The organism is Mesorhizobium sp. M0317, assembly GCF_040321555.1.
GTDB lineage: Bacteria > Pseudomonadota > Alphaproteobacteria > Rhizobiales > Rhizobiaceae > Mesorhizobium.
In genome coordinates this window covers 50,848-72,220 of the sequence record NZ_JAMYRV010000008.1, presented here as the reverse complement: position 1 = coordinate 72,220, position 21,373 = coordinate 50,848, and the positions used below count along the sequence as shown (strand labels likewise).

The following is a 21,373-nucleotide window of genomic DNA, read 5'->3' as shown; positions in this document are numbered from 1 at the left end:
CAGATGCCGGTCGAAATTTACCTCAGACTAGCGCTTATATCAAAAGACAGAGAATACAACCACTTAGGCGGTGTTTTGGGACACAGCAGCGGATCGATGTCGAGCTCGGCCTCAGGCCGATACGGTGCCGACTACCGAAGGTCGCCGCGCCGTCAGGACTTCTGAGTCGCGGCCGAAACCACGGCTTAAGACCTTGGTCCGAGCGGTCTAGGACCTTTGAGTTCGGAAGGCCGGCCGGTCCCAACGAGGGTGATCTACTTCAGCAATTTCAAAGAGTTATGCTGGTTGGCGTTTCGCCGGCCGGCCGCTTCGTTCTCGCAATGAAAGCACAGCTATATCCAAGTTTACCCTTTGCGTTAGCGATTCCTCATGTTGCCCGCTATAGCGGTTAGTGGCGGTGGCAATCTCGGAGGTAGTTATGACATCCCGAAAGACCCTTTTTGCTGCATTTGCGGTGTTCTCGCTTCTGGTGTCGCCGGCCCTGGCTGCTGCTGGTGGCAACGGCCATGGTAACGGCCATGGCAATGGTAACGGTAACGGTAACGGCAATGGCAATGGCAATAGCGGAGGAAACGGTAATGCTGGCGGCAATGGCGGAGGCGGCGGTTCGCTCGGCAAGTCGGCATCCGCCAAGGGCCAGGTCGCCAAGGCCGCTACCGGTTCAGTGTCCAAGGAAAAGAATATCCATGCCAAGCTGGGCCGATTGAACTCACTGCAGCGCAACGCCAACGCCTTTATGCACTCCAAGAGCAAGAACTTCGCTGGCGTGCAGGCTTTTGTGACACAGTCGGCAATAGCCAAGAACGCTCAATCGGCGCTCGATGCCGCTAATCAGGCGGTTGCCGACGCCAAAGCGGCGCTCGACGCGCTGAATGCGAAAGCGGCTGACCCGAATACCCCGCCCGAAGATGTCCCGACGCAGGCCGACCTCGATGCAGCACAGGCAGCGCTCGATGACGCCACCCAGGATGCGGCCGCTGCTCAGACCGCCGCCACAGCTGCCGCTGCCAACGTCCCATCGATCGATGCAGCCCTTGCCCAAATGGCCAACAAGCCCGTTGACCCTGAGGTGACAGATTGGGCCAATAGCGTACTTGCCGACAAGATCGACCAAGTAGCCGCCAAGCTGGCGCCGGCCGCGCCTTAAGGCCCCATGCGGCGGCAGCGATCCAATCGACGATAAGCCGTCGGGTCCGCCCGGCGGCTGCACCTTTCTCGCCTATCTGCAGCGTTGGTCCCAATGCAGGTCCGAGATTCTGGTCATGGCTATTTTGCGAAATCTCCAGCCGGGCCGCCGTCCTCAAGGCTGAATTCATGCGTGCTTCGCGCATCTTCATCGACCACACGAAACCAATGCTCCTGAAGCGCTCTAGGCGACACCCTTTGGCCCGTGACCTTCTCTACCGCAGATAACGGATCATCGGCGCTCGTGGCCTGAGTTGAGACACACTCCTCTCCATGCCACTCTTCCACCTGGTACTCTGGCATGCCGGCCTACCTACCGCTCCCCAGAGCCTTCGCTTCCCGCTCCAGCGTCTCGCGTCGGTTGCCGTGCTTCGCGAGCAATTCCTTGACCTGCTGCGGGGTGATGCCGGCCTTGGTGGCGAAATACTCGACTTCATAATCCTCATCGGCAGAGACGCGGTCCCGATCGCGGAAGTCCGTCTTCGTTTTGTCGTCGGCCATTTGCTTTGCTCCTGGTTGAATGATCAACCGCAACGTGCAGCCGCAGCCTTTTGTTGCAGCGGAGCCCGGATTTCCGAAACGGTCACATGGGAAAACGGCCCTCAGTCGCAGGAGGTGCTGGTGTTGCTGTAACTTTGAACGGAACGGTTCTTCTCCTTGACGGTTGTGACGTGAAGGAGATGTTTCATGTTTGAAAGTGTCATGTGGTTGATCGTCGTTGCTGGTGGGCCACTGTTGCTGGCCCTGCTGATTGCATACGTTCTTATGACCCGACGCCACCGTGGTCCTGCAGAACGCATGGAAAGCGACCGCGCGACCAAACGGCTCTATAGCCAGGACGAACGTTGATCCTTAGGCTGACGCAACGTTTGCGCCCACGCTGGCCCGCTGCCTCACGGTGGCGGGCTTCTTCGTTTTCGGAAATTAGGAAAGATTTGGTTCTCTTTGAAAATACAGAGGCAATTCAGCACGATAGCCAAATATCTGGCGGAGGGAGTGACCGTCGATTTAACGGAACTATCGCATTGAATTTGCAGTGCTATTTTGTGGATAAAAATAAAAAACCACCCCGGCAAATACCCGGCCAATGATGTCCCTTGGGTTTTTCATCCACCGAGGCCAAAGCCATCTCCGCTAGTACGGAAAAAATTCTTGGCAACGCCGGGAAAAAAACGAGCCTAGGCCTATCTATTGGGTAACCGCGCTTGCAGCGGGACTACCCCGCCAAAACTAACGGCGGCCCAAACCTTCATTTCGCTTTGGAGCACGCTTTTGTGTGCGCATTTCGCGCCATTTCCTGGCGCTCGGCAAGGGAGAAACTATGGACCATTCGAACGACAATCAACCAGGAGACCTACTCATGGGGGCGGCCGCAATCGCATCGGCGCTTGGGATCACCCGCCGCCAGGCTTACAAACTGATCTACGCTGGCGACTTGCCGACATTCAAGTTAGGTGGAACCGTCTCTGCTCGCCGCTCATCAATCCTAGCGACGCTTGCCGATCGAGAGGCGGCGGCCATTACGAAGAGAGCCGCAGCATGAAGCTCACGATCATCTCGGAAGAACATCCGACGGGGCTTAGCGTCGACTGGCCGTCTGTGCCGGGTACGGGTGATTTTGTCAGTTTCCATTTCAGGGGAGGCACAAGCTCGCTTCTAGTGGAGCGCGTTGAATGGGAGTGTGACGCCGATGGCAACTTTGTCAAAGCTAACATCGAGCTAGCCTACCCCGCCTAGCGCTTGCCGCGCCGCGGCCATCGTCCGGTCGTAACCCATTGCCGCAGTGCCGCGGGCGCGTTCACCCACCATAAAAGACGCCAGGATCCAACCGGGCGCCAACCCTACCGACAATCTAACCCCTAGGGGAATGAAGTTGCACCAGCAGCCATCCGCAACGGCCTCGGCCGTTCCGGACGCCGAGAGCGTCCGTCCGTACCTTAACTTTCTCTTTGCCTCGACACTGATCGGGAAACCATCTAGCGCCCAGATGGCGATTGCCGCCGCTATAGCCAGCGAGCACCTTAAAAACGGCAGATCGCAGTTCACGTACAGCGAACTAGCTCGCCGGGCGGCGTGCACTAAGCGCAATGCAATTCGTTGCGTTGCGCGGCTGGTCGCATCCGGCTTCATTCGCGTAATCCAACAGGGCGCATTCGGCGGCAACATCTATGAGCCCGCGCTTGAGCGCGGCGAGGCGCACGATCGTGCCTGGCGGGGCTGGGCTGCCGATTGGTCGAAGGGTTTGCGCAATGAATTCCCGCACTCGTAAGGGCGGGAAGCATGGCGGCCCGTTCGCTTGGCAGAAGCTCGCGTTCGCAGAAGATCTCGAAGCCGACCCGACGCTGTCCGGTGTCCAAAAAGGCCTTATCGGAACCATCGCGAAGAACTACAACAACCGAACCGGCCAGTCAGAATGCTCGCTAACTTTTCTCGCGGCTGCGGTGGGCACCACGAAGAAGGTGGTTGCCCGGTACGCGCACATCATTGTCGCGAGCAAGCGAGTTTCAATCGTCAAGCCAGGCGCTGGCCGCGCGTCGACGAAATGGTCTGTCAACTGGTGGTTCCGTGGCAGCGGCTACGTCCGTTTGAAAAACGACGGCAAACCGATTTTTGATTGCCGGGACTTATCATCAGAGTCCCCCAAGGCGTCACCTCTAGAGTCCCCCAAAATGTCACCTAGTGGGGGTGACGTCCCGGGGGACTCTAAGCCCCGTAGAGTCCCCCGGGTGGGGGACCAAACCCTTTCTTCCTCTAAAGAGGAAAGAAAGGTTGCTTGCGACCAGGGCGCTTGGGCCTTTCGGCCAGCGCCTGGCGCCGCAACGTGCAGCCGCATGGTGATGGTGAGCGAGTCCGACGTCAAGAAGACGGCCAATGGCGAGACGGTGGCGCATTTCTCTATCAGCAACGCCATAGACGGCGAGCCATACGGTGAGCTCGATATCGTTTTGGAGAGCAACACCGTAGACCGGCAGGATGAGGGTCAGAGAAAGCTAACCGAACTCAGCCGCGTCACCGCGGGTGACGTTGTAGACACGGCGGACATGCACGGCATTCCATTCCTCATGACACCTGCCGGCGGCATTCTGCCGGATCACGCGAACGACAATGCGATGGAGATGCAAAACCTTTTTGATCTGGCGAACACCCTTGACCGGCTGGAAGGCCATCGGAAGTTCTGGCGGCCAAAAGGCCCAGATCGCGATCTGATTGTCGCGGAACTAAAGCGCCTCGCAGGCAACCACATGAAGGAAGCAGCATGACAAGCACAAACATTATCCCGGCCGCGGCTGGCTACTACGATCTGAGGCTTGCCGGGGATAAAATCCGGCGCCGTCCGATAGTGGCGTGGATGATTGACGGTGATGGATTGGGGGCCATGCCTATCGTGGCGGTAGAGGCACCGGAGCCAACATATCAGGGGATTGAGTGTCCGGACGGGGATGTCTTCGAGCCGCATGGATCAGGCGCGACGCACGCGAATGCTGACCTTTGGCGCGATGCATGGCGCGATAGGAACACGGGTTTGGGTGAAGCGGCGTGACTAAGAAAATACCTGCCACGAGACGGCTTTCGGCTGCCTCGTGGCCCAATATGTCGAATTTTTGGGCCAGTGGAAGAGTAGACGGCGCTGAGTACCGCGGGAAGAGGCTCCTTATGGAGGCCAACGACAATCTGCTAAATAATCTGAAAAAAATAGCGTGAAAATTGCGCTTTCTGCCTTTTCGTGGAGAGTACGGTGAAAGGTAACGCCTGTTGGCGCTACCGGCACTCTTTCCGCAACAGCAGCGGAGCCGGTCATGTGGCGGGACCGAGGCTATCGGCGCCAGGATCATGTATCGATTGCACCCAAACGACAAGATTGAGTTTCGGCGAATTTCTTCAGGTTGATGTTTAATACGGGAGATCTCGCAACCCTATAAAGGTGTGGGGTCATTTGTCGACTCCACACCATTCCTCTATGCCGCTTCCCGCGTTCCCCATAAAAAGATTGCCGCTTACGGTAAGATCGTGGCGAGTTGTAGCGTATGTATATGAGAGGGTGACACGCGCAGCTTTGAAAAAAGTTGAGGGACGTAGTCCATTTCGTGACTAGCTCTAGGGTATGTATATGAGAGGGTCATCTGACTTTCGTGGCTAGCTCTAGCGTATATATGTGAAGGGGTCAGTTCCCTTTCCGAGATTTCATAACCCTTTATAGGTAGGGAAAGCGACCAGTTCGCAACCCTATCAATATGAGACCCCGCTTTCGGTGATCTCCACGCGCCGCCTCAGGGGCGGTTTATTTTTGCCCATCCTAAAAACTTGCGAGTGCAACTATGGACGCATGGAGCCTACGCGCATTTACGCGCGCCGAGGCCGCAGCGCTATGCGGCCAAAACGTTAAATCAATCGATCTTCTCATCCACCGCGCAAAGAAGGCGTCGGCGCTGTTTTGCGAAAAGCGCGGCAGCCGACGGATGTTCTCCCTGCAAGACATTTGCATCTTGCGGGTGGCCTTCGAGCTCGAGCGCGCCGGCCGAACCTGGCTGACTGCACTGGGCGCCGCCTTCGACAATTTGCAGATCCCGCCAGACCCTGACGCACTGTTGATTGCGCCGGCCGTCATCCGGCGCGGATGCGGCTTGCCGTTCATCACTTACGTGGCGCCAAGCGCTTTCGATCGATCCATCATCGTCGTGCCGATCGGCCTGATCTGCGAAACCATTTTGAAGGAAGCCGAATATGTGGCCGTTTAAACCTAGCCAGCCGCCCGTCGAAACCAAGTCCCTGGCTGCACCTGACGAAGAGTTGCTTGCCATCCTTGGCGCCACAGTGACCGGCACGGCTGCCGCCTCGTCAAGCGTGGCGCTGACCGTGCCTGCGGTGTCCGCTGCGGTGCGCGTCCTATCTGAGGCCGCAGCCACGCTTGACGTGCGTGTCCAGCGTAAGGACGGCGATGCGTGGGTTGACGACGAAGAACACCCCGCATGGTGGCTTCTGCGCGGCGACGCGTGTCCATGGGCAAGCGGCTTTGAAGTCATTCGAGACCTGGTGGCTGAAGCGCTCACTCGTGACGCTGGCGGGCTTGCATGGGTCAATCGCGTCAACGGTAAGCCCGTCGAGATCATCCATTATCGCGACCATGTAATTTCCGTCGAATACGCCGACACAGGCGAGCCGACTTACCGACTGTCGGGCAAAGTAGTTCTTGCCGCCGACATCATCCACTTGACTGGCCCGTTCGCCAAATCGCCGCTGAATATGGCGAACGAAGCTATTGGCGTTGCCCACAAGATGGAACAGCACGCCGCCAAGCTGTTCACGAACGGCGCACGGCCTGCCGGCGTTCTGCAGTTCCCGGCCGGCGTGAAGCTAGGCGATACCGCCCTCGGCAAAATCAAAGCCGGATGGCAGGCTGCCTTTGGCGGATCCGGAAACGGCTCCGGTACTGCGATTACGTGGGACGGCGCCGAGTGGAAGCCGCTCACCTTCTCGTCGGTCGACAGCCAGTTTCAGGAGTTGCGGACCTTTCAGGTTCAAGAGATCGCACGCGCATTCCGCGTGCCGCCCGGAATGCTGTACGAGATGTCGCGCCAGACATGGTCAAACATGTCGCAGGCGACGCGCGAATTCTTGGTGTTCTCGCTAGAGCCATGGCTGCGTTCACTTGAGGCGGCTTTGACCAGAGCGCTTATCGCTCCCGGCGATCGCCGCACTTTCCGCATCTGGTTCGAACGCGACGATCTGACCCGCGCTGACATCGGCGAGCGCGCCACTGCGTACTCTTCACTCATCACCAGCCGCATCATCAATCCGAACGAAGCTCGAGATTGGGAAGGCATGCCGCCTTATCCGGAAGGCAATGAGTTCGCCAATCCCAACGTGACCGGCGCAAAGCCGGCCAACGACAACAAACCTGCAAAGGCCGCCGCTGCATGAGCGATCTGACCCACATCGATGAATTCTTCGGCGACGGCGTGAAGCGGTTCGACCTCCACTCGAATGGATTCGATCAACTGATGGAGTTGAACGAAAAACTGGGCGAAGGCCCGCTGGTCACCTTCCGACGGATCTATTCTGGACAGTGGCGCGTCCAAGACATCCGAGAGGTGTTGCGCCTTGGCTTGATCGGTGGCGGTACGACGCCGGCTGAAGCTCATAAGCTAATGACCAGGTATTTCGAGCGCTCGCCGCTTGGGGAGCACGCCGCGCTAGCGCTCGCTGTCATGTCCGCCGCGATCGTCGGCCGCAAGTCGGAAGAAGATCCAGCGCCTACCGCCATCGAAGCCGCTGTCGTGGTGACGGGAGGGGACGCCTGATGGATATGGAAAAGCTTGTCCTAGAGACGAAATTCACCGCCGATCCTACCGGGGCAATCGAGGGCATCGCATGGGACTTTTCCAGTCCTGATCGTGTCGGCGATATGATCGAACCAACGGCCTTCGTTGGCCTGACTGGAAAGTCAATTCCCGCTCTCTTCGCGCATGACCAGTCACAGGTGGTCGGCGTATTTGACGGCATCACGGTGGAGGCGGACGGCCTTCATGTGAAGGGCAAACTGCTCATCGATACCGTTGAGCGTGCCCGTGAAGTCCGAAGCATGATCCAGGCGAATGCGGTTCGCGGTCTGAGCATCGGATTTCTAACTCGGAAGGCCGCACCTCGACGGGGCGGTGGCCGAACCATCCAGAGCCTTGAACTTCTGGAAATTAGCATTGTGGCGGTTCCGGCCAATCCGAACGCCCGCATTACCTCACAAAAGGATTTTCCCTTGACCACTGAAAACACCAATCCGACCGCCGAGCTCGAGACCAAACTGGCCGCGGCTGAGACCAAGATTACGGCTGCCGAGACCAAGGCCGCTGAAGCCGTTGCTGCTCTGAAGGCTCGCCTTGACGGCATGGAAACCCGGCTCAACCGTCCGGCCATTATCAAGGGCGCCAACGACAATGAGCCGTCGATCGAGCGCAAGGCGTTCAAGTCGTTCTTGAAGTACGGCCCGGAGCGCATGCCCGGTGAGGAAACGAAGTCTCTTGTGATCTCGGATGACACGCGCGGCGGCTATCTCGCACCGGCTGAATTTCAGGCCGAAGTGATCAAGAACATCGTGCAGTTTAGCCCGGTTCGCCAGGCGGCTCGCGTTGGCGCTACCGCGTCGGCTTCGGTGATCCTGCCGAAGCGCACGGGCACGCCGACCGCCTCTTGGGTTGGTGAGACTGAAACTCGCCAGTCTACCGAAAGCGCGTACGGCCAGATCGAAATTCCGGTCAATGAAGCGGCATGCTATGTCGACGTGTCGTTGCAGTTGCTTGAGGACGCCGCGGTCAACGTCGAAACGGAGGTCGCCATGGATCTGGCCGAGGAGTTCGGTCGGCTCGAGGCTGTAGCCTTTGTGAACGGCGATGGCTTCAAGAAGCCGACCGGGTTCATGACCGATGCCGGAATTCCGTTTACGGTCTCCGGCTCGGCCGCGACGATCGCAGACGCTGACGGCACGGCGGATGGCCTGATTAACCTGATGTATGCGCTCAAGCCTGCCTACCGCGCCAACGGCGTGTGGATGGCCAACGGCACCACGATCGCCTATCTGCGGAAGCTGAAGGACACGACCAAGCAGTATATTTGGCAGCAGGGCGTACAGGCCGGCGAGCCGTCGACGCTGCTGGGCCGACCGCTGGTCGAGGCGCCGGATATGCCTGACGTCGCAGCCGGAACCTTCCCGATCATCTTTGGCGACTTCACGCGCTACCGCATCTACGACCGCGTTGCGATGTCGATCCTGCGGGATCCTTACAGCCAGGCAACGAGCGGCAAGGTTCGCTTCCACGCGCGCCGTCGCGTTGGTGCTGCGAACACGCAGGCCGAAGCTTTCCGTAAGCTGAAGGTCTCGGCCTAACCATTTCAGGGCGGTCCTTAGTGGCCGCCCGTTCTCCTTCCATTCTCACAATTAGGAATTACTAATGCGCGATCTCGCAAACAGCATCGGCGCGGTACAGGCCGTTGCTCCGGCCGTTCTTACCGCAACGAATACCTCGGCCGCAATTGACCTTCTGGGCTTCAACGGCGCGGCTGTCATCATCAACACTGGCGCTATCGCCGGCTCCGGCAATTTCACGCCCAAGCTGCAAGAATCCGACGACGGCACCAACTTCACGGACGTTGCAGCCGCCGACCTGGTTGGGGCCTTCCCGGCTGCGCTTGTCGCGGCCAGCGTTGTGAAGGTCGGTTATATCGGCAACCGTCGCTATGTCAGAACCGTGCTCACGCTCAATAGCGGCACGTCGATCGCTGCTAGTGCCACGGTCCTCAAGGGCCGCGCGGCTAGCCGTCCGGTTGCTTAACCAATCCCGGCGCGGGGCATTCTGAGGGTACCGCCATGCTAGCCGTGGCTTACGGGTCTGCTCAATAACGATATCACGGATGCGGCGCGCCACAGTTCAAAAACCGCACAATCTGTGAAGGTCCAGATACCAGCCGCTCACCCTCCTTTATCTCCGAGCGGTCAAGGGTCTTAGCAGACGGCATGCTTTGCGCTGCCGTCTGCTTTCATTTCAGGAGAGCGCATGAACGTCATATGCCCATGTGGCTTCTCGGTGCCAAAGGGCACGAAGTGCGATTGCCAGGTGCGTAACACCAAGGCTCGCCAACAGCGCAACGATAAGGCACGCGGCAGCGCCTCCGAGCGTGGCTACACCGCCGAGTGGACGCGCGAAAGCAAAGCCTTCCTAGCGGCCCTTGGTGAGCCGCTGTGCGCCTGTGGATGTGGCAGGCCAGCAAACATGGTCGACCATATCAAGGCGCCGAAGGGTGACATGACCTTGTTCTGGGATCGCACCAACTGGCAACCGTACAACCGTGGCTGCAATAGCCGCAAGAACATCAAGAGTGAAGGTGGGTTTGGTCGATGACACAGCTTCAATTGGACGACAGGGTTGCGCCTCGCCTCGGCGGACCAGCCATGACTATCTCGCACGTGTACGAACCCGGCGACTACAACGAAGGCAAGGTTGAGGCTCGATGGGCTTCGACGTTCCGTTGCTTAAGCTTTGAGGTGTTCGACCCGAGAGACCTGGTGCTGCTGTGGCGGCCAACCTGACCCGGGCCGGGTCGGCGACTTTGGGCCATTCCTGCCCTACCACCCGCGCCCCAAAACTCGCAATAAACCAGCCGTAGTTTTTCAGATAGGAAAAAAAGCCCATGGCCATCGTCACCTTGGACGAGCAGAAGCAATTTCTTGGCGTCACGCTCGATAGTGATGACGGCCTGATTTCTTCTCTTATTGATGCCGCCCAATCACATCTAGAGCAACTGCTAGGCTTTGTTATCTCGGAAGAATATGCAAGCCCGCTGGTAGTTCCAGATGACCTTGTTGGCGCCGTGAAGATGCTAGCCGCGCACTGGTTTGAGAACCGGGAAGCCGCAGTGGTCGGCGTGTCGGCTCAAGAAATCCCGTTCGGCGTGTGGGACATCGTCAAAGAACGCCGGAGTTACAGCTTCTAAGATGGCAAATGATGACCTGGCGAGCCTGCTAAAGGCGTTCGACGCCATCCCGAGAGAGGCGCGCAAGGCCATTCCTGCAGCCATTAACAAGGGTGCCGACGAGCTTCTAGCGCGCATGCAATACCTGGCGCCCGACGACACTGGCGAGCTTAAGCGGTCGATCAAAAAGACCGAGCTCAACGAACTGGCGGTGCGCGTAGGCAGCGACGATCCCAATGCGCAGTACCAAGAGTACGGCGTGATCCACCACGGCGACACCAACCGCTCTGCGAACAGTCAGCCATGGTTTTGGCCGTCCGTGAACACGCTGAAAAAGCGTGTCCGCAGCCGCGTCGATCGCGCCATTAGCAAGGCCGTTAAGGAGGCGTTCAAATGAGTGAGGCAAGCCTCGCTGCGCAGAAGTTTCTGCGCGCACTTTTCATCGGCAGGGCCGCGCTAACCGCGCTCGTGCCGGCCGATAATATCTTCGACCGCAACAGCCGGCCGGAAATCTTTCCATGCATCAGCCTCGGCGAGGGCCAATTCGTGGCCGATGACGCCGGCTGCATCCAAGCTGGCGACGTCTATGCGACGCTGCATGTATGGACCGCCGAGAACGGCTTCGCCGCGTGCAAAAACATCGTGGGCGAGATCCGCCGAGCGGTGCGGGAAGCGGATGATGTGGTCGACGGCTTCGCCCTGGCCGCGACTTTTCAGGATTCGATCTATCTCCGTGATCCAGACGGCGTGCACAGCCATGGCGTCGTTACCATTCGGCTGCTGGCCGAAGACACATTAGCAGGAGTCGTCTGATGCGCGCCGGCAAGCTCGATAGGGAAATCACCATCGAAGGCGTGACAACCGCGATCGATGAATACGGCAATACGGTTGATGCGTGGATGCCACGAGCGACGATGCGCGCACAGCTTGTGACCGCGAGCACGGAAGAATTCCAGCGAGCCTACGGCGCCAGCGGCGAGACGGCAATCGTCTTTAGAACGCGTTGGCTGGACAGCGTGACCGTCGCCGATCGCGTCACCTATGAAGGCGCGCACCATAACATTGTCGAAACAAAAGAGATCGGCAGGCGCCGCGGCCTCGAGATCAGGACCAAGAGGATAGGTGCATGAGCCGCACGGCAACAGTTACCGCGCTCGACGGCGCATTGTCTAAGACTCCTTCGCCCCCGCCGTGGCTTCCAAAGCACGGCAAGGCCGAATGGAAGCGCGTTCTCCCGGTCCTCGTGGAAGCCCGAAAGATCGGCGCCCATGAGTTGCAGACGGTCGAAGCCTATTGCGTTGCCGTCGCCAGGATCCGGGAATCCGAGGAGATCGTGCAGCGTGAGGGCCTGACCTTCATGTCGCAGTCCGGTCCCAAGCGCCACCCGGCAGGAACAATCTTGAAAGACGCCATGGAATCCGCGCGCCGCTTGGCAGATGCGCTTGGCCTGACGCCGGCCGCCCGGGCAAAGAATAAGGGAGGCGCCCGCGGCAATGACGACACTGACGACCTCAGTTCAATCTAACGACTGGATTTTTGATGACAGCGACATCCCGGATCCGCACGGTAAAGGCGAAGCGGCCGTCCGCTTCATCCGAGCGCTCCGACACCCCAAGTCAAATCTTCCGAAAAATGCTTTCCAGTTGGACCGCTGGCAAGAGCGCATCATTCGACGCGTCTACGGTGACACCAAGCCGGACGGCTCGCGCCGCATCAAAACAGTCTTTGCGCTAATCCCGCGCGGCAACCGCAAAACCACGCTCGGCGCGGCGCTCGGCATGCTGCACCTCGGGCCGGAGCGAATCCCGCGTAGCCAAGTCGTATCGTCGGCTGTCGACCGCGACCAGGCGCGTATCGCGCTAGAGGAGATGACCGGCATCATCAAGGCGCATCCGCGAATTGAAGAAGCCTTTCAGATTCAGGATACCAAGAACCGCATTACGCACCGCAAGAGCGGCGCCTTCTATCGAGCTATGTCGGCTGACGCTGCCACGGCGCACGGCAGGACTCCCGTGTTCGCCCTGGTCGATGAGCTCCATGCATGGAAGAAGCGCGACCTTTGGGACGCCATCAAGACCGGCCTGGTTAAGACGCCCGGTTCGCTGCTTGTGGTCACCACGACGGCCGGCATCGGGCGCGAAAATGTCGCCTACGACATGTACAGCTATGCGCGGCAAGTTGCGTCTGGCGCGATCGTAGACGAAGCGTTTTTGCCGATCCTGTTCGAGGCGGACAAGGACGAAGACTGGCGCGACGAAGCGGTCTGGCACCGGGTAAACCCGGGTCTGTCATGCGTGCCGCCATATCCCGATATCGACGGCATGCGCCAGATGGTGCGGGAAGCCGAACACCGGCCAGCCGATCGCGCCATGTTCCAGCAACTGCACCTCAACATTTGGCAGGACGGCGCAGCAGAGCCTGCATGGGATATGGCCATCTGGGACGAGAACGGTTCAAAGCTTGATCTATCGGCTCTGGAAGGCCGACAGGCGTGGATTGGGGTCGATCTCAGCAAGCGTATCGATCTGAGCGCCTGCGCGATTGCAATACCGCTGGACGATGGCCGCATAGCACTCCACGTTCAGTCCTTCACGCCTGAACGAGACATCAGGCGGCGTGCCGACGAGACAGGCGCGCCGTACGGGCTATGGCGCGACCAGGGTTATCTGACCGCCTGCGAAGGCGACACGATCAACATCAAGCAGATTGAGGAATACATTCTCGACCTGGCTGGCCGCTTCCAGATTCAGGAAGTGGCGTTCGACCGCTGGCATGCGCAGGACGTTATGGCTTCGTTAGAGGGTGCTGGCCTTCCCGTTGCCGAGTTCCCGCAAAACATAGCTACATTCGCCAAGCCGGTAATCGACTTCGAAACTCTGATGTTCGAGCGCAAGCTTATCCACGGCGGCAACCCGCTTCTGCGATGGGCTGTGGCGAATGTGGTCCTGTACACCGACGCCTCCGGCAATAGGCGACCGCTCAAAGAAAAGTCGGTCGACAAGATTGACCCGGCGGTAGCGGCAATCACCGCGATCGGCCGTGCCGTAGCCGGCGCCAGCAGTCTCAGCATGTACGAAACGGCGTCCGAGGACGCCTTCTTTTTCTAAAAGGAGGCCGCGTGGCCAACGACCAATCAAAGACGCTCGCCGTCGACGTCATCGCCCGGGTGGACAAGCTTGAGAAGGCGATGGAGAAAGCGAAAAAGGTCGTAAACGACCGGTTTAACGACATCGAAAACCGCGGCAAGAAACTGACGGAGCGACTAAACGCTTCGTTTGCCGGCATCGGTAGCGGGATCAAGGGTAACTATCTCGATTTTTTCAAGGGAATTGGCGCGGGTGCTATCGCTGCACTGGGGCCTATTGCGCTGGTGGAACAGGCGCTGAAGGCGATCGACAACGCGTCGCACCTGGTGGACACCGCCGACCGCGTCGGATTGACGACTACGGCGCTACAGCAGCTTACATTCGGCTTCTCGCAGGCCGGCGTCGAGGCCTCTGAATTTGAATCCGCAATGGATAAATTCTCGAAGAATATCGGCGAAGCCGCGACAAGCGGCGGCCACCTGGCTGAAATCCTGAAGGCCAACGGAATCGCGATCCGCGACCAGAACGGCCATATCAAAACGTCCGAGCAATTGCTCGCTGACTATGCGGACTTGATCAAGAACGCGGCGTCCGAGCAAGAAAAAATGCTCTTGGTCACCGAGGCTTTCGGCAAGGGTGGCGCTGCCATGCTGGTCGGTCTCAACGATGGCGCGCAGGGCATCGTCAACATGAAAAAGGCCGCCGACGAGGCTGGCGGTGCCATAGATGAGCAATTGCTGCGGCGGGCCGAGGAGATGGGCGACCGTTGGGACGCCGCATGGCACCGCTTCGCGGTCAGTTCGCAGTCGGCAATCCTCACCGCCATCGAGGGCATGGATGGCCTCAATAAAATATTTTTGGAACACGAACAGCGGAAAAACGCAGCGCTTGGCGGCGCTCTTGTCGGGTCGCTCGTTGGTAAGCCCGGAGACGTGCTTACGGGTTTGGGCAAAGGTGACAAGCCCGGAGCGGTAGACGTTCGCATTGCGCAGGCATTCGGCGGCGAGGTTACCAAGGCGGATGACGCATTGGTTGCACAACTGAAGGCCCGTTACGGCGATGCCAGCCGCAAGGCCACGATCATTCCGCCTAGCGGAGGCGGCGGCGCGAAAAGCTCCGGATCCAAGTTTACGCCTAAAACCGCCAACGATCGATTTGCGGAGGATCTCCAGACGGTCCGAGATCACACTGCGGCGCTGAACGAAGAAATCGCAACGCTCGGTCTGTCATTCGAGGCGCAGACCAAACGCAGGGTTGCACTCGATCTCGAGCAAACCGCGCTCAAGCAGGTTCGCGAGGAGGCTCGCAAAAAGGGCGATGCCGACTGGCAGAACGTGCAGCTTTCGCCTGCCCAGGTTGCCGCTATTAATTCGGTCTCGGATGCCTATGCAAAGCAGGCTGAGGAACTGCGCAAGGCGCAGGGAATGCAAGCCCTGCAGCGCGATGTGCTGAAGGGTGTCTTTGATGATCTCCGCGGCGCGTTGGACGACGGTAAGTTGGACTGGCAGGACTTTGCCAACATCGCTGAGAGCGCACTCGACAAGATCATCGACAAGATCGAGAACGATCTGATCGACGCCATTATGCAGGCCAGCAACGCCGGCGGCGGTGGTGGTATCCTTGGTAGCATCTTGGGCATGTTTACCGGTGGCGGCGGGTCATCTTTCAATCCGACGCCGGGCGGATTCGCCCAGATGCTTGGCATTCCCGGCTATGCGAACGGCACGAACAACCACCCGGGCGGCTTGGCGATCGTTGGCGAAAAGGGTCCAGAGCTTCTGAACCTGCCCCGCGGTTCGCAGGTGATACCGCGCGTGCCCTCGATACAGGCCGTAGGCGGCGGCCGCGACCAGGCGGTAAGCGTCAGCTTCAATCCAACGATCAACATGCCGAACGCCCAAAAGGGCGCAGGCGATGAGGTTACGGCAGCGCTGAAAGCGTACCAAAAAGACTTCACCATGAACGTCGTCAAAGCGCTGCGGGAAGCCAAGCAGAGGGGAATGACTTAATGGCTATCTACCACGATGGCACCGTTGCGGTGCAGAAACACTCCGTAGCCGTGACAGGAACGGGACTCTGTGGTCCCACTTGCCGGGAGGCTTGTTCACGTATCGCGGCCTAGCGGTTCCTATCGCAAGCATTGAAAGTGATGCCTCGTTGCCCCTCAGAGTCGAGCGGTGCAGATCGCCTATGAATACAGCGGATCGTTCGTTCGAACTGAGCCAATGATGGCGGCCGGTTTTGCGGCGCTCGGACTTAGCGAAGGGGAAGTGGATGCCTTCTTTGTGGCTGCGGCCGAGATTTAAAGCCTTGTCGCCGCCGGTAGGCCGACCTATTTTTTAGGCGGCCTGCCGGATCGGGCAGGTTGGTTTTGGAAAGCCGGAACTTGACGCTTCGAGTTCGGAGCGCGTCCTGGCGTAGTCGCTGAGGCGCGCTTTTTACGTCCGCAGTTTCTTTTTGCGGGTCAGTTCCATCAGATGCTTGGACGTTTGATAATCGGAATGGCTCTGCCATCTTGTGCCCCGCCGCGGCTCTGCCGGCGCGGCCCGCATCGTGTCTAAGATGGCCTCTATATCGCGTTCGGTGAACAGGAGTTTCCTACCGGTCACCATGCACAAGCCATGCCGTCGCGCTATTTTCGCAACGCCGCGGTTGGTTAGCCGAAGGCGTTCCGCAGCTTCTGTTAGCGTGTAGACTTTGTCATCCATGCCGCGATGGAATACATGGCTCTTCTAGGGAGTCAAGCCATTGATCTCATTACCAAATACCAATTTGGTAAGGCCACAAAACGGGTAAGCAACTCAAGCCGCAGCTAATACGGCGCATCTAGTGCGGCCTGCGATTTACTTCGTTGCCGTACCAGGTATCCATGGGCGATTTGGGATCGATATGGCGGCCGATCGATTTCAGATACGCTACGATCTCAAGCAGCAAAAAATCACGATCTCCGAACTCTTCCCCGATTCGCTCGAGCTCTTCCTCTGCTGCGTCCTGCTCCTCGAATTCGCCGAGGACGTACATGTCATCCCCGATAGCGCAGATATCGCAGCCGGCCTTGATCACCCGGTCGACGAAAGCAGGGATCTCACTGGCATTCATCAGCCGTTGCGTGCGGGCCATTTGTACGTCTCCTTGCTGGCGTTTGGTTGGAAAACTGCCAGAGCTCCGCGCTCCATAGCAACCTGTGGAGTTGCACAGGTTGTCTGGCCCGATCTACGTCCGCAGCTTCACGCCCGTGCCGTTAATGAACTCCACGCCGGCCGCCTCGAGGGCCGCGCGAATGGCGGCAATTGTACGAGGCTTAAGCTCCTCGCCTTTCTCAAACCGGGTTATTGTGTTTGTCGACACATCGGCCAATCTCGACACCTCTCTGACCCCAAGCAGGAGTGCGGCCCTGGCCATTCTGCATTGTGCTGGCGACATAATCGCTTCTCCGTAGCGAAAACGCCTTGACGTGGCGATTTCCAGTTGTATTGTTTACATAGTAGCGAAAACGCCACTATGAATCAACGAGGAGCCGGGCAATGAATGCGATGACAGTTAACGTGGAAGCGGCGAGCGTGCCACACTTTGCCCTTCGGCAGTGTGTGAGCGACGGAGAATGGATCGGACACGTCCTAGCCGGCCCATGCGGTCGAGGCCTCTACGTTGTGGAGCGCATCTATGATGACGAAGCAGCATTTGCCATCGTCCACGGCAGCCGGCTCGTTCCTGCGGTCCTGACGGCCGACGAGGAGTTTCATCGCCGCTAATATGTTGCTGGCCGCATGACGCTCCACGCTATCGCGAACGAAAAGCCCCGCCTTGTGCGGGGTTTTTTGTTGCGCGCTTCCGTGGGGTTTGTTTACCTGCGCGGCCCCATCACTAGCGCCGAGGCTGGCTGCGCGCCATCAAGAATGAGGTCGGCCCATAGCTGGGCAAGTTCCCGCCGCCGATCTAGATGCAGCGCGCGGTTGTAAGCGCCTTCCACCTTGTCTTTCGGAACATGCGCCAACATTAGGTCGATCACGGGCTTGTCCACCCGGAACCGCTCGTTCATCACAGACGAGAACGTTGCTCGCCAGCCGTGCGGAACGTGCTTGTGGTGATACCCGGCCCGATTGAGCAGATAGCCGATAGCATTCTCGCTCATCGGCTTGTGCGCGTGCCGTGTATTAGGGAACGCGAGCGGACCGCGACCGGATATCGTGCGCAATGCCTCTATCGCCTCGACAGCCTGCTTGGATAGCGGCACAAGATGGTCGCGCGCCTCGTCGTCCTTGTGATGCAGCCGCATCTTCATGCGCTCTGCCGGAACTTGCCAAAGGTCGAACCCAGCGGGCCACTCCGCCCAAGGCGTGGTCGCCAGCGTCCCAGGTCTGATGGCTGTCAACGCAAGGATGCGGAGCGCCAGCTTCGTCACAGGATGCGCCGGCTCAGCTTCCGCTTTGGCGAGCATTTCGCGGGCTTTATCCAAGTCAATGATTGCCGGCTGCTTTCCCTTCTTCATCGGCGCCATTGCGCCTTTAACGATTGCGGCCGGGTCGTTTTCGCTGCGACCGGAAGCGACGGCATAGACAAAGATCGCGCTCATCCGTTGGCGGACACGGCGAGCCGTTTCTTTCGCGTCCCGCTTCTCTATGATGCGCAGCAGGGCAAGCACTTCTTGCGCCGTTATGTCCTTTATCGGAACGTTGCCAAAGGTCGGGAACACGTCACGCTCAAGGCTAACCAGCACGTCGTGCGCGTGCCGCTCCGCCCATTGCGGCTTTTGCAGTTCATACCACTCGCGACCGATGGCCTCGAATGTGTTGGCTGTGCTTGTGACGTGTGAGAGTTTGCGCAGTTTTTTGGTAATGCCAGGATCTTTGCCGGCGCGGATTGTGGCCTTAGCCTCGTCACGCGCCGCACGCGCATTCCAGAGCGAAACGTCGGGGTATGAGCCGATAGAAAGAAGCTTTTCCTTCCCGCCGATCTCGTAACGAAACCGCCACAGCTTACCGCCCGCCGTACTGACGAAGAGGTGCAGGCCGCCCCCGTCCGTCATCTTGTAAGGCTTATCGGCCGCCTTGGCTTTCTTGATTGCGATGTCGGTAAGCATTCCTTCGATTCCCCAAAATACCCGGTAGACCGAAATCATACCCGGTTTTATACCCCGATTTCAACCGGGTATAACTAGGGTACAATGGGGAAGAATGGGTAAGGGAAGTGAAAGGAATCGACGTTATCTGATTGATTTTATGTATCTTTTGGCAATTCTCGTTAATGGTTGCAAAGGAATATGGCGGAGGGAGTGGGATTCGAACCCACGGTGGGCTTGCACCCACGCCGGTTTTCAAGACCGGTGCCTTAAACCGCTCGGCCATCCCTCCAACGTGACTTTTCAATCATCTAGGAACATCAACCGACCCAGTGAACGACAGTTGGTATCGAATGATACCTATCCTTCCGGACCAGCTTGCGGTTCATTTCTCTAGAGCGTTGCCCATCGCCAAGTCAACCATCGGCGCTGCCATGGATAATAGGGGGTGGCGTTCGTTACCCGAACGGAGCTGCGAACCCGTTTTCGAAGGAGCCGGGATCTAATTGCGATCCTTGCTGCCGACCTGCACAAGTTGCAGAAGACCCAGCACGACAAGTGCGAGCAAGGTAGCCAAAGCCGCGATCTGCCAGAACCCGAGCCCAACCGCCAGGCCTATGGCGCCTGCCAGCCACATGCCCGCCCCAGTGGTAAGCCCTTGAACCTCGCCCTTGGAGAAGAAGATCAAGCCCGCGGCCAGAAATGCCACGCCGGCAGTCGTGGCTTCGATCAAGCGGATAGGATCAATGGCGATTTCCTGACCATCGAAGACGTGAAGATGAGTAATCTCGATCGTGAGGATGGCAATTAGAGCCGTCGCAACACAGACCAGGATGTGTGTCCTCAATCCGGCCGGTCGGTTACGCCATTCGCGTTCGATCCCAACGATGGAGCCAAGGACGGCCGCGAGCAAAAGCCTGGCTGAAATTACGGAAAAGGGCAGCCACGTCTGTTGCCCGAAACGTTCAATGAATTCATCCATGAGGCGCAGAACGTATCTCGGGTCGGTCGGTTCCAGGCAGCCGCGCTTCATGCCACAGGTTCACTTCCAGACTCCAAAGGACAGAGGTCTCGGATGCCTCCTCACAGGCGCCCGGCCAGCCCGGGACCTGGCCGCCACATTCCTGCCCGGTTCCGGACACAATCGATTAATACGCTGATAAACAATTCCTGCGCACAAGGGATGGGGATTGGCGCGTCGCAGGCATTGCTCATCTGGCTCCGCCGAAATTCTAGAAGCGGCGCCTGTGTCGAGACGGTAGGGGGACATCGGAAAACATGCAGACCACGACGCATCGGCGTCTTCGTCGCGCTCCTGCTTTGGTGTTGTGCGCTCTTTCGGCTGCGTTGCTGGCCGCGTGCGCGTCGCCGCAGTCCGAGCCGAAAGCCATGGTCTACAAGAAGCCTCGCTCGAAGGAATATTTTGCCGAGACCGAATACGGTGTGAAGGCCAGCCCGCGCGTTCAGTACATGCGGCGCGGCGGCGGCCGCGACCAGTTGGGCAAGCCCTATCAGGTGCGCGGCAAGTGGTATTACCCCAAGGAAGACAAGCGCTACGCCAAGGTCGGTCTCGCCTCCTGGTATGGCGATGCCTTCCACGGTCGTCTCACAGCCAATGGCGAAGTCTACGACATGACCCATCTGACGGCGGCGCATCCGACCATGCCGCTGCCAAGCTACGCCCGTGTCACCAACACCGAGACCGGAAGCTCGGTCATCGTGCGCGTCAACGACCGCGGCCCCTATCACGAGGGACGCATCATCGATGTCTCGGAACGCGCCGCGCAAATGCTCGACTATGCCAAGGTCGGCACGGCCAGGGTCAAGGTGGAATATATTGGCCGCGCACCGCTCGACGGCGACGACGACCAATATCTGGTCGCCTCCTACCGCCCGGGCAACCGCCCGGACCCGTCCGATGGCTTGCCGACCGGCGTCATGGTGGCGATGAACGGACCTTCGCCGAGCCTATCTGTTGGCGCACCCCCTGCCGTAGTGCCGTTTCCTGGTCAGTTGACGAATTCCGACACACAGCCAGTGATGTCGATGCAGGCACCGGCCTCAAGCGATGTGACTCTGCCTGAATTCGGGCCGATCGTGCCTCAGCGCCCGGAATCGCCCTTTGCCGTGGCTTCGCTCTCCTATGCGGATGAGCGCGTACAGCGCGCCGACGTCTTTGCAGCGCTTGACGACCAGGGCATGTCGCCAGCCGACATCCTGCAATCGTGGAAGAAATCCAACCCGCAGGCATCGCCTGCCGTTTCCGACTATGTCGCCGCCGGATCCTTCGACGATGCTGCCGAGGCAAAGCGGGTGGCTGCGGCTCTCGAACCGTTCGGCAGGACCGAAATCCAGAGCACCGAACTCGACGGCAATGACTGGTACGCGGTCAATCTCTATCCGGATGGCCATGGCAATGTCGACGACCTCTTGCGCGCGGCATGGTCGCATGGCGCGCCGGACGCGCTGGCTGTGCGCAACTGACCAACAAAGGCACGCCGGTTTTGTCATTGCGCGGTTGATCCGCCGGGAAGAAGCCTGATAGCGTTGCGGCAAGTTTCTGCCGGCTAACAGTCGAGCCTCT

At 59.0% G+C, this 21,373-nt stretch carries 26 protein-coding genes and 1 tRNA gene; 22 read left to right on the top strand and 5 right to left on the bottom strand.

Features of this window, described 5'->3' with window-relative positions:
• The first annotated feature begins 418 nt into the window (after window positions 1-418).
• On the top strand, window positions 419-1,147 hold the full coding sequence (locus tag NKI88_RS09180; protein ID WP_023688477.1) for a hypothetical protein: 729 nt from the start codon (window positions 419-421) through the stop codon (window positions 1,145-1,147).
• A gap of 347 nt (window positions 1,148-1,494) precedes the next feature.
• Here NKI88_RS09180 and NKI88_RS09175 read toward each other — a convergent pair whose 3' ends face one another.
• The gene (locus NKI88_RS09175) at window positions 1,495-1,686 is read right to left on the bottom strand and encodes a DUF3606 domain-containing protein (RefSeq protein ID WP_352654750.1); all 192 of its coding nucleotides are present in this window, start codon (window positions 1,684-1,686) and stop codon (window positions 1,495-1,497) included.
• Window positions 1,687-1,872: 186 nt separating this feature from the next.
• On the opposite strand from NKI88_RS09175, the gene NKI88_RS09170 reads away from it, so the two are divergent.
• The 19 genes from NKI88_RS09170 (at window position 1,873) to NKI88_RS09080 (ending at window position 16,036) form a co-directional block, all read left to right on the top strand.
• A complete protein-coding gene (locus NKI88_RS09170) occupies window positions 1,873-2,034 on the top strand; it encodes a hypothetical protein (protein WP_352654748.1) in 162 nt (53 codons plus the stop codon).
• Window positions 2,035-2,506: 472 nt separating this feature from the next.
• Complete coding sequence (locus NKI88_RS09165) at window positions 2,507-2,728, top strand: helix-turn-helix transcriptional regulator (RefSeq protein ID WP_352654746.1); 222 nt, start codon at window positions 2,507-2,509, stop codon at window positions 2,726-2,728.
• Window positions 2,725-2,922: a hypothetical protein gene (locus NKI88_RS09160; RefSeq protein WP_352654744.1), complete on the top strand. Its 198-nt coding sequence runs from the start codon at window positions 2,725-2,727 to the stop codon at window positions 2,920-2,922. The genes NKI88_RS09165 and NKI88_RS09160 overlap by 4 nt, the downstream gene beginning before the upstream one ends.
• Window positions 2,923-3,058: 136 nt before the next feature.
• On the top strand, window positions 3,059-3,454 hold the full coding sequence (locus NKI88_RS09155) for a hypothetical protein (RefSeq protein WP_352654742.1): 396 nt from the start codon (window positions 3,059-3,061) through the stop codon (window positions 3,452-3,454).
• Window positions 3,435-4,445, top strand: a complete 1,011-nt coding sequence (locus NKI88_RS09150; RefSeq protein WP_352654740.1) for a hypothetical protein — start codon at window positions 3,435-3,437, stop codon at window positions 4,443-4,445. The genes NKI88_RS09155 and NKI88_RS09150 overlap by 20 nt, the downstream gene beginning before the upstream one ends.
• Window positions 4,446-5,642: 1,197 nt before the next feature.
• Window positions 5,643-5,921 carry a hypothetical protein gene (locus NKI88_RS09145; RefSeq protein WP_352654738.1) on the top strand — a complete coding sequence of 93 codons (279 nt, stop codon included), beginning with the start codon at window positions 5,643-5,645 and terminating at the stop codon, window positions 5,919-5,921.
• Window positions 5,908-7,104, top strand: a complete 1,197-nt coding sequence (locus NKI88_RS09140) for a phage portal protein (RefSeq protein ID WP_352654736.1) — start codon at window positions 5,908-5,910, stop codon at window positions 7,102-7,104. Before NKI88_RS09145 ends, NKI88_RS09140 begins: the two co-directional genes overlap by 14 nt.
• Window positions 7,101-7,484: a gene transfer agent family protein gene (locus NKI88_RS09135; protein WP_352654734.1), complete on the top strand. Its 384-nt coding sequence runs from the start codon at window positions 7,101-7,103 to the stop codon at window positions 7,482-7,484. The genes NKI88_RS09140 and NKI88_RS09135 overlap by 4 nt, the downstream gene beginning before the upstream one ends.
• Entirely contained in the window at window positions 7,484-9,061 is a 1,578-nt protein-coding gene (locus NKI88_RS09130) for a phage major capsid protein (RefSeq protein WP_352654732.1), read from the top strand. The genes NKI88_RS09135 and NKI88_RS09130 overlap by 1 nt, the downstream gene beginning before the upstream one ends.
• Window positions 9,062-9,125: 64 nt before the next feature.
• Entirely contained in the window at window positions 9,126-9,506 is a 381-nt protein-coding gene (locus tag NKI88_RS09125) for a hypothetical protein (protein ID WP_352559209.1), read from the top strand.
• Window positions 9,507-9,728: 222 nt separating this feature from the next.
• A complete protein-coding gene (locus NKI88_RS09120) occupies window positions 9,729-10,073 on the top strand; it encodes an HNH endonuclease (protein ID WP_352559243.1) in 345 nt (114 codons plus the stop codon).
• A 289-nt stretch (window positions 10,074-10,362) separates the two neighbouring features.
• Window positions 10,363-10,665: a head-tail connector protein gene (locus tag NKI88_RS09115; protein ID WP_023834230.1), complete on the top strand. Its 303-nt coding sequence runs from the start codon at window positions 10,363-10,365 to the stop codon at window positions 10,663-10,665.
• Window position 10,666: 1 nt separating this feature from the next.
• Window positions 10,667-11,041, top strand: a complete 375-nt coding sequence (locus NKI88_RS09110) for an HK97-gp10 family putative phage morphogenesis protein (protein ID WP_352654730.1) — start codon at window positions 10,667-10,669, stop codon at window positions 11,039-11,041.
• Window positions 11,038-11,457 (top strand): DUF3168 domain-containing protein, encoded by a 420-nt coding sequence (locus NKI88_RS09105; protein ID WP_352654728.1) that lies wholly within the window; start codon window positions 11,038-11,040, stop codon window positions 11,455-11,457. Before NKI88_RS09110 ends, NKI88_RS09105 begins: the two co-directional genes overlap by 4 nt.
• Window positions 11,457-11,774, top strand: a complete 318-nt coding sequence (locus NKI88_RS09100) for a phage head closure protein (protein ID WP_352654726.1) — start codon at window positions 11,457-11,459, stop codon at window positions 11,772-11,774. The genes NKI88_RS09105 and NKI88_RS09100 overlap by 1 nt, the downstream gene beginning before the upstream one ends.
• A complete protein-coding gene (locus tag NKI88_RS09095) occupies window positions 11,771-12,169 on the top strand; it encodes a phage terminase small subunit P27 family (RefSeq protein WP_352654724.1) in 399 nt (132 codons plus the stop codon). The genes NKI88_RS09100 and NKI88_RS09095 overlap by 4 nt, the downstream gene beginning before the upstream one ends.
• Complete coding sequence (locus NKI88_RS09090; protein WP_352654722.1) at window positions 12,138-13,751, top strand: terminase large subunit; 1,614 nt, start codon at window positions 12,138-12,140, stop codon at window positions 13,749-13,751. The genes NKI88_RS09095 and NKI88_RS09090 overlap by 32 nt, the downstream gene beginning before the upstream one ends.
• 11 nt (window positions 13,752-13,762) lie before the next feature.
• The gene (locus NKI88_RS09085) at window positions 13,763-15,739 is read left to right on the top strand and encodes a hypothetical protein (RefSeq protein WP_352654720.1); all 1,977 of its coding nucleotides are present in this window, start codon (window positions 13,763-13,765) and stop codon (window positions 15,737-15,739) included.
• Between the two features lie 168 nt (window positions 15,740-15,907).
• On the top strand, window positions 15,908-16,036 hold the full coding sequence (locus tag NKI88_RS09080; protein WP_352654718.1) for a hypothetical protein: 129 nt from the start codon (window positions 15,908-15,910) through the stop codon (window positions 16,034-16,036).
• Window positions 16,037-16,556: 520 nt separating this feature from the next.
• On the opposite strand, the gene NKI88_RS09070 is transcribed toward NKI88_RS09080, so the two are convergent.
• Window positions 16,557-16,850, bottom strand: a complete 294-nt coding sequence (locus NKI88_RS09070) for a Y4lK-related protein (RefSeq protein WP_352654716.1) — start codon at window positions 16,848-16,850, stop codon at window positions 16,557-16,559.
• 404 nt (window positions 16,851-17,254) lie between these two features.
• On the opposite strand from NKI88_RS09070, the gene NKI88_RS09060 reads away from it, so the two are divergent.
• The gene (locus NKI88_RS09060; RefSeq protein ID WP_352654712.1) at window positions 17,255-17,482 is read left to right on the top strand and encodes a hypothetical protein; all 228 of its coding nucleotides are present in this window, start codon (window positions 17,255-17,257) and stop codon (window positions 17,480-17,482) included.
• A 92-nt stretch (window positions 17,483-17,574) separates the two neighbouring features.
• Here the strand turns inward: NKI88_RS09060 and NKI88_RS09055 are convergent, their stop codons facing one another.
• The 3 genes from NKI88_RS09055 to NKI88_RS09045 all read right to left on the bottom strand — a co-directional run bounded on the left by NKI88_RS09055 (window position 17,575) and on the right by NKI88_RS09045 (window position 19,771).
• Window positions 17,575-18,810: a tyrosine-type recombinase/integrase gene (locus NKI88_RS09055; RefSeq protein WP_352654710.1), complete on the bottom strand. Its 1,236-nt coding sequence runs from the start codon at window positions 18,808-18,810 to the stop codon at window positions 17,575-17,577.
• 181 nt (window positions 18,811-18,991) lie between these two features.
• Window positions 18,992-19,081: transfer RNA gene (locus tag NKI88_RS09050), tRNA-Ser, on the bottom strand.
• 210 nt (window positions 19,082-19,291) lie between these two features.
• The gene (locus NKI88_RS09045) at window positions 19,292-19,771 is read right to left on the bottom strand and encodes an MgtC/SapB family protein (protein ID WP_027050850.1); all 480 of its coding nucleotides are present in this window, start codon (window positions 19,769-19,771) and stop codon (window positions 19,292-19,294) included.
• Between the two features lie 296 nt (window positions 19,772-20,067).
• Between NKI88_RS09045 and NKI88_RS09040 the strand changes: the two genes are divergently transcribed.
• Window positions 20,068-21,273, top strand: coding sequence for a septal ring lytic transglycosylase RlpA family protein (locus tag NKI88_RS09040; RefSeq protein ID WP_023701721.1), 1,206 nt, complete (start codon window positions 20,068-20,070; stop codon window positions 21,271-21,273).
• The last annotated feature ends 100 nt before the right edge of the window (window positions 21,274-21,373 follow it).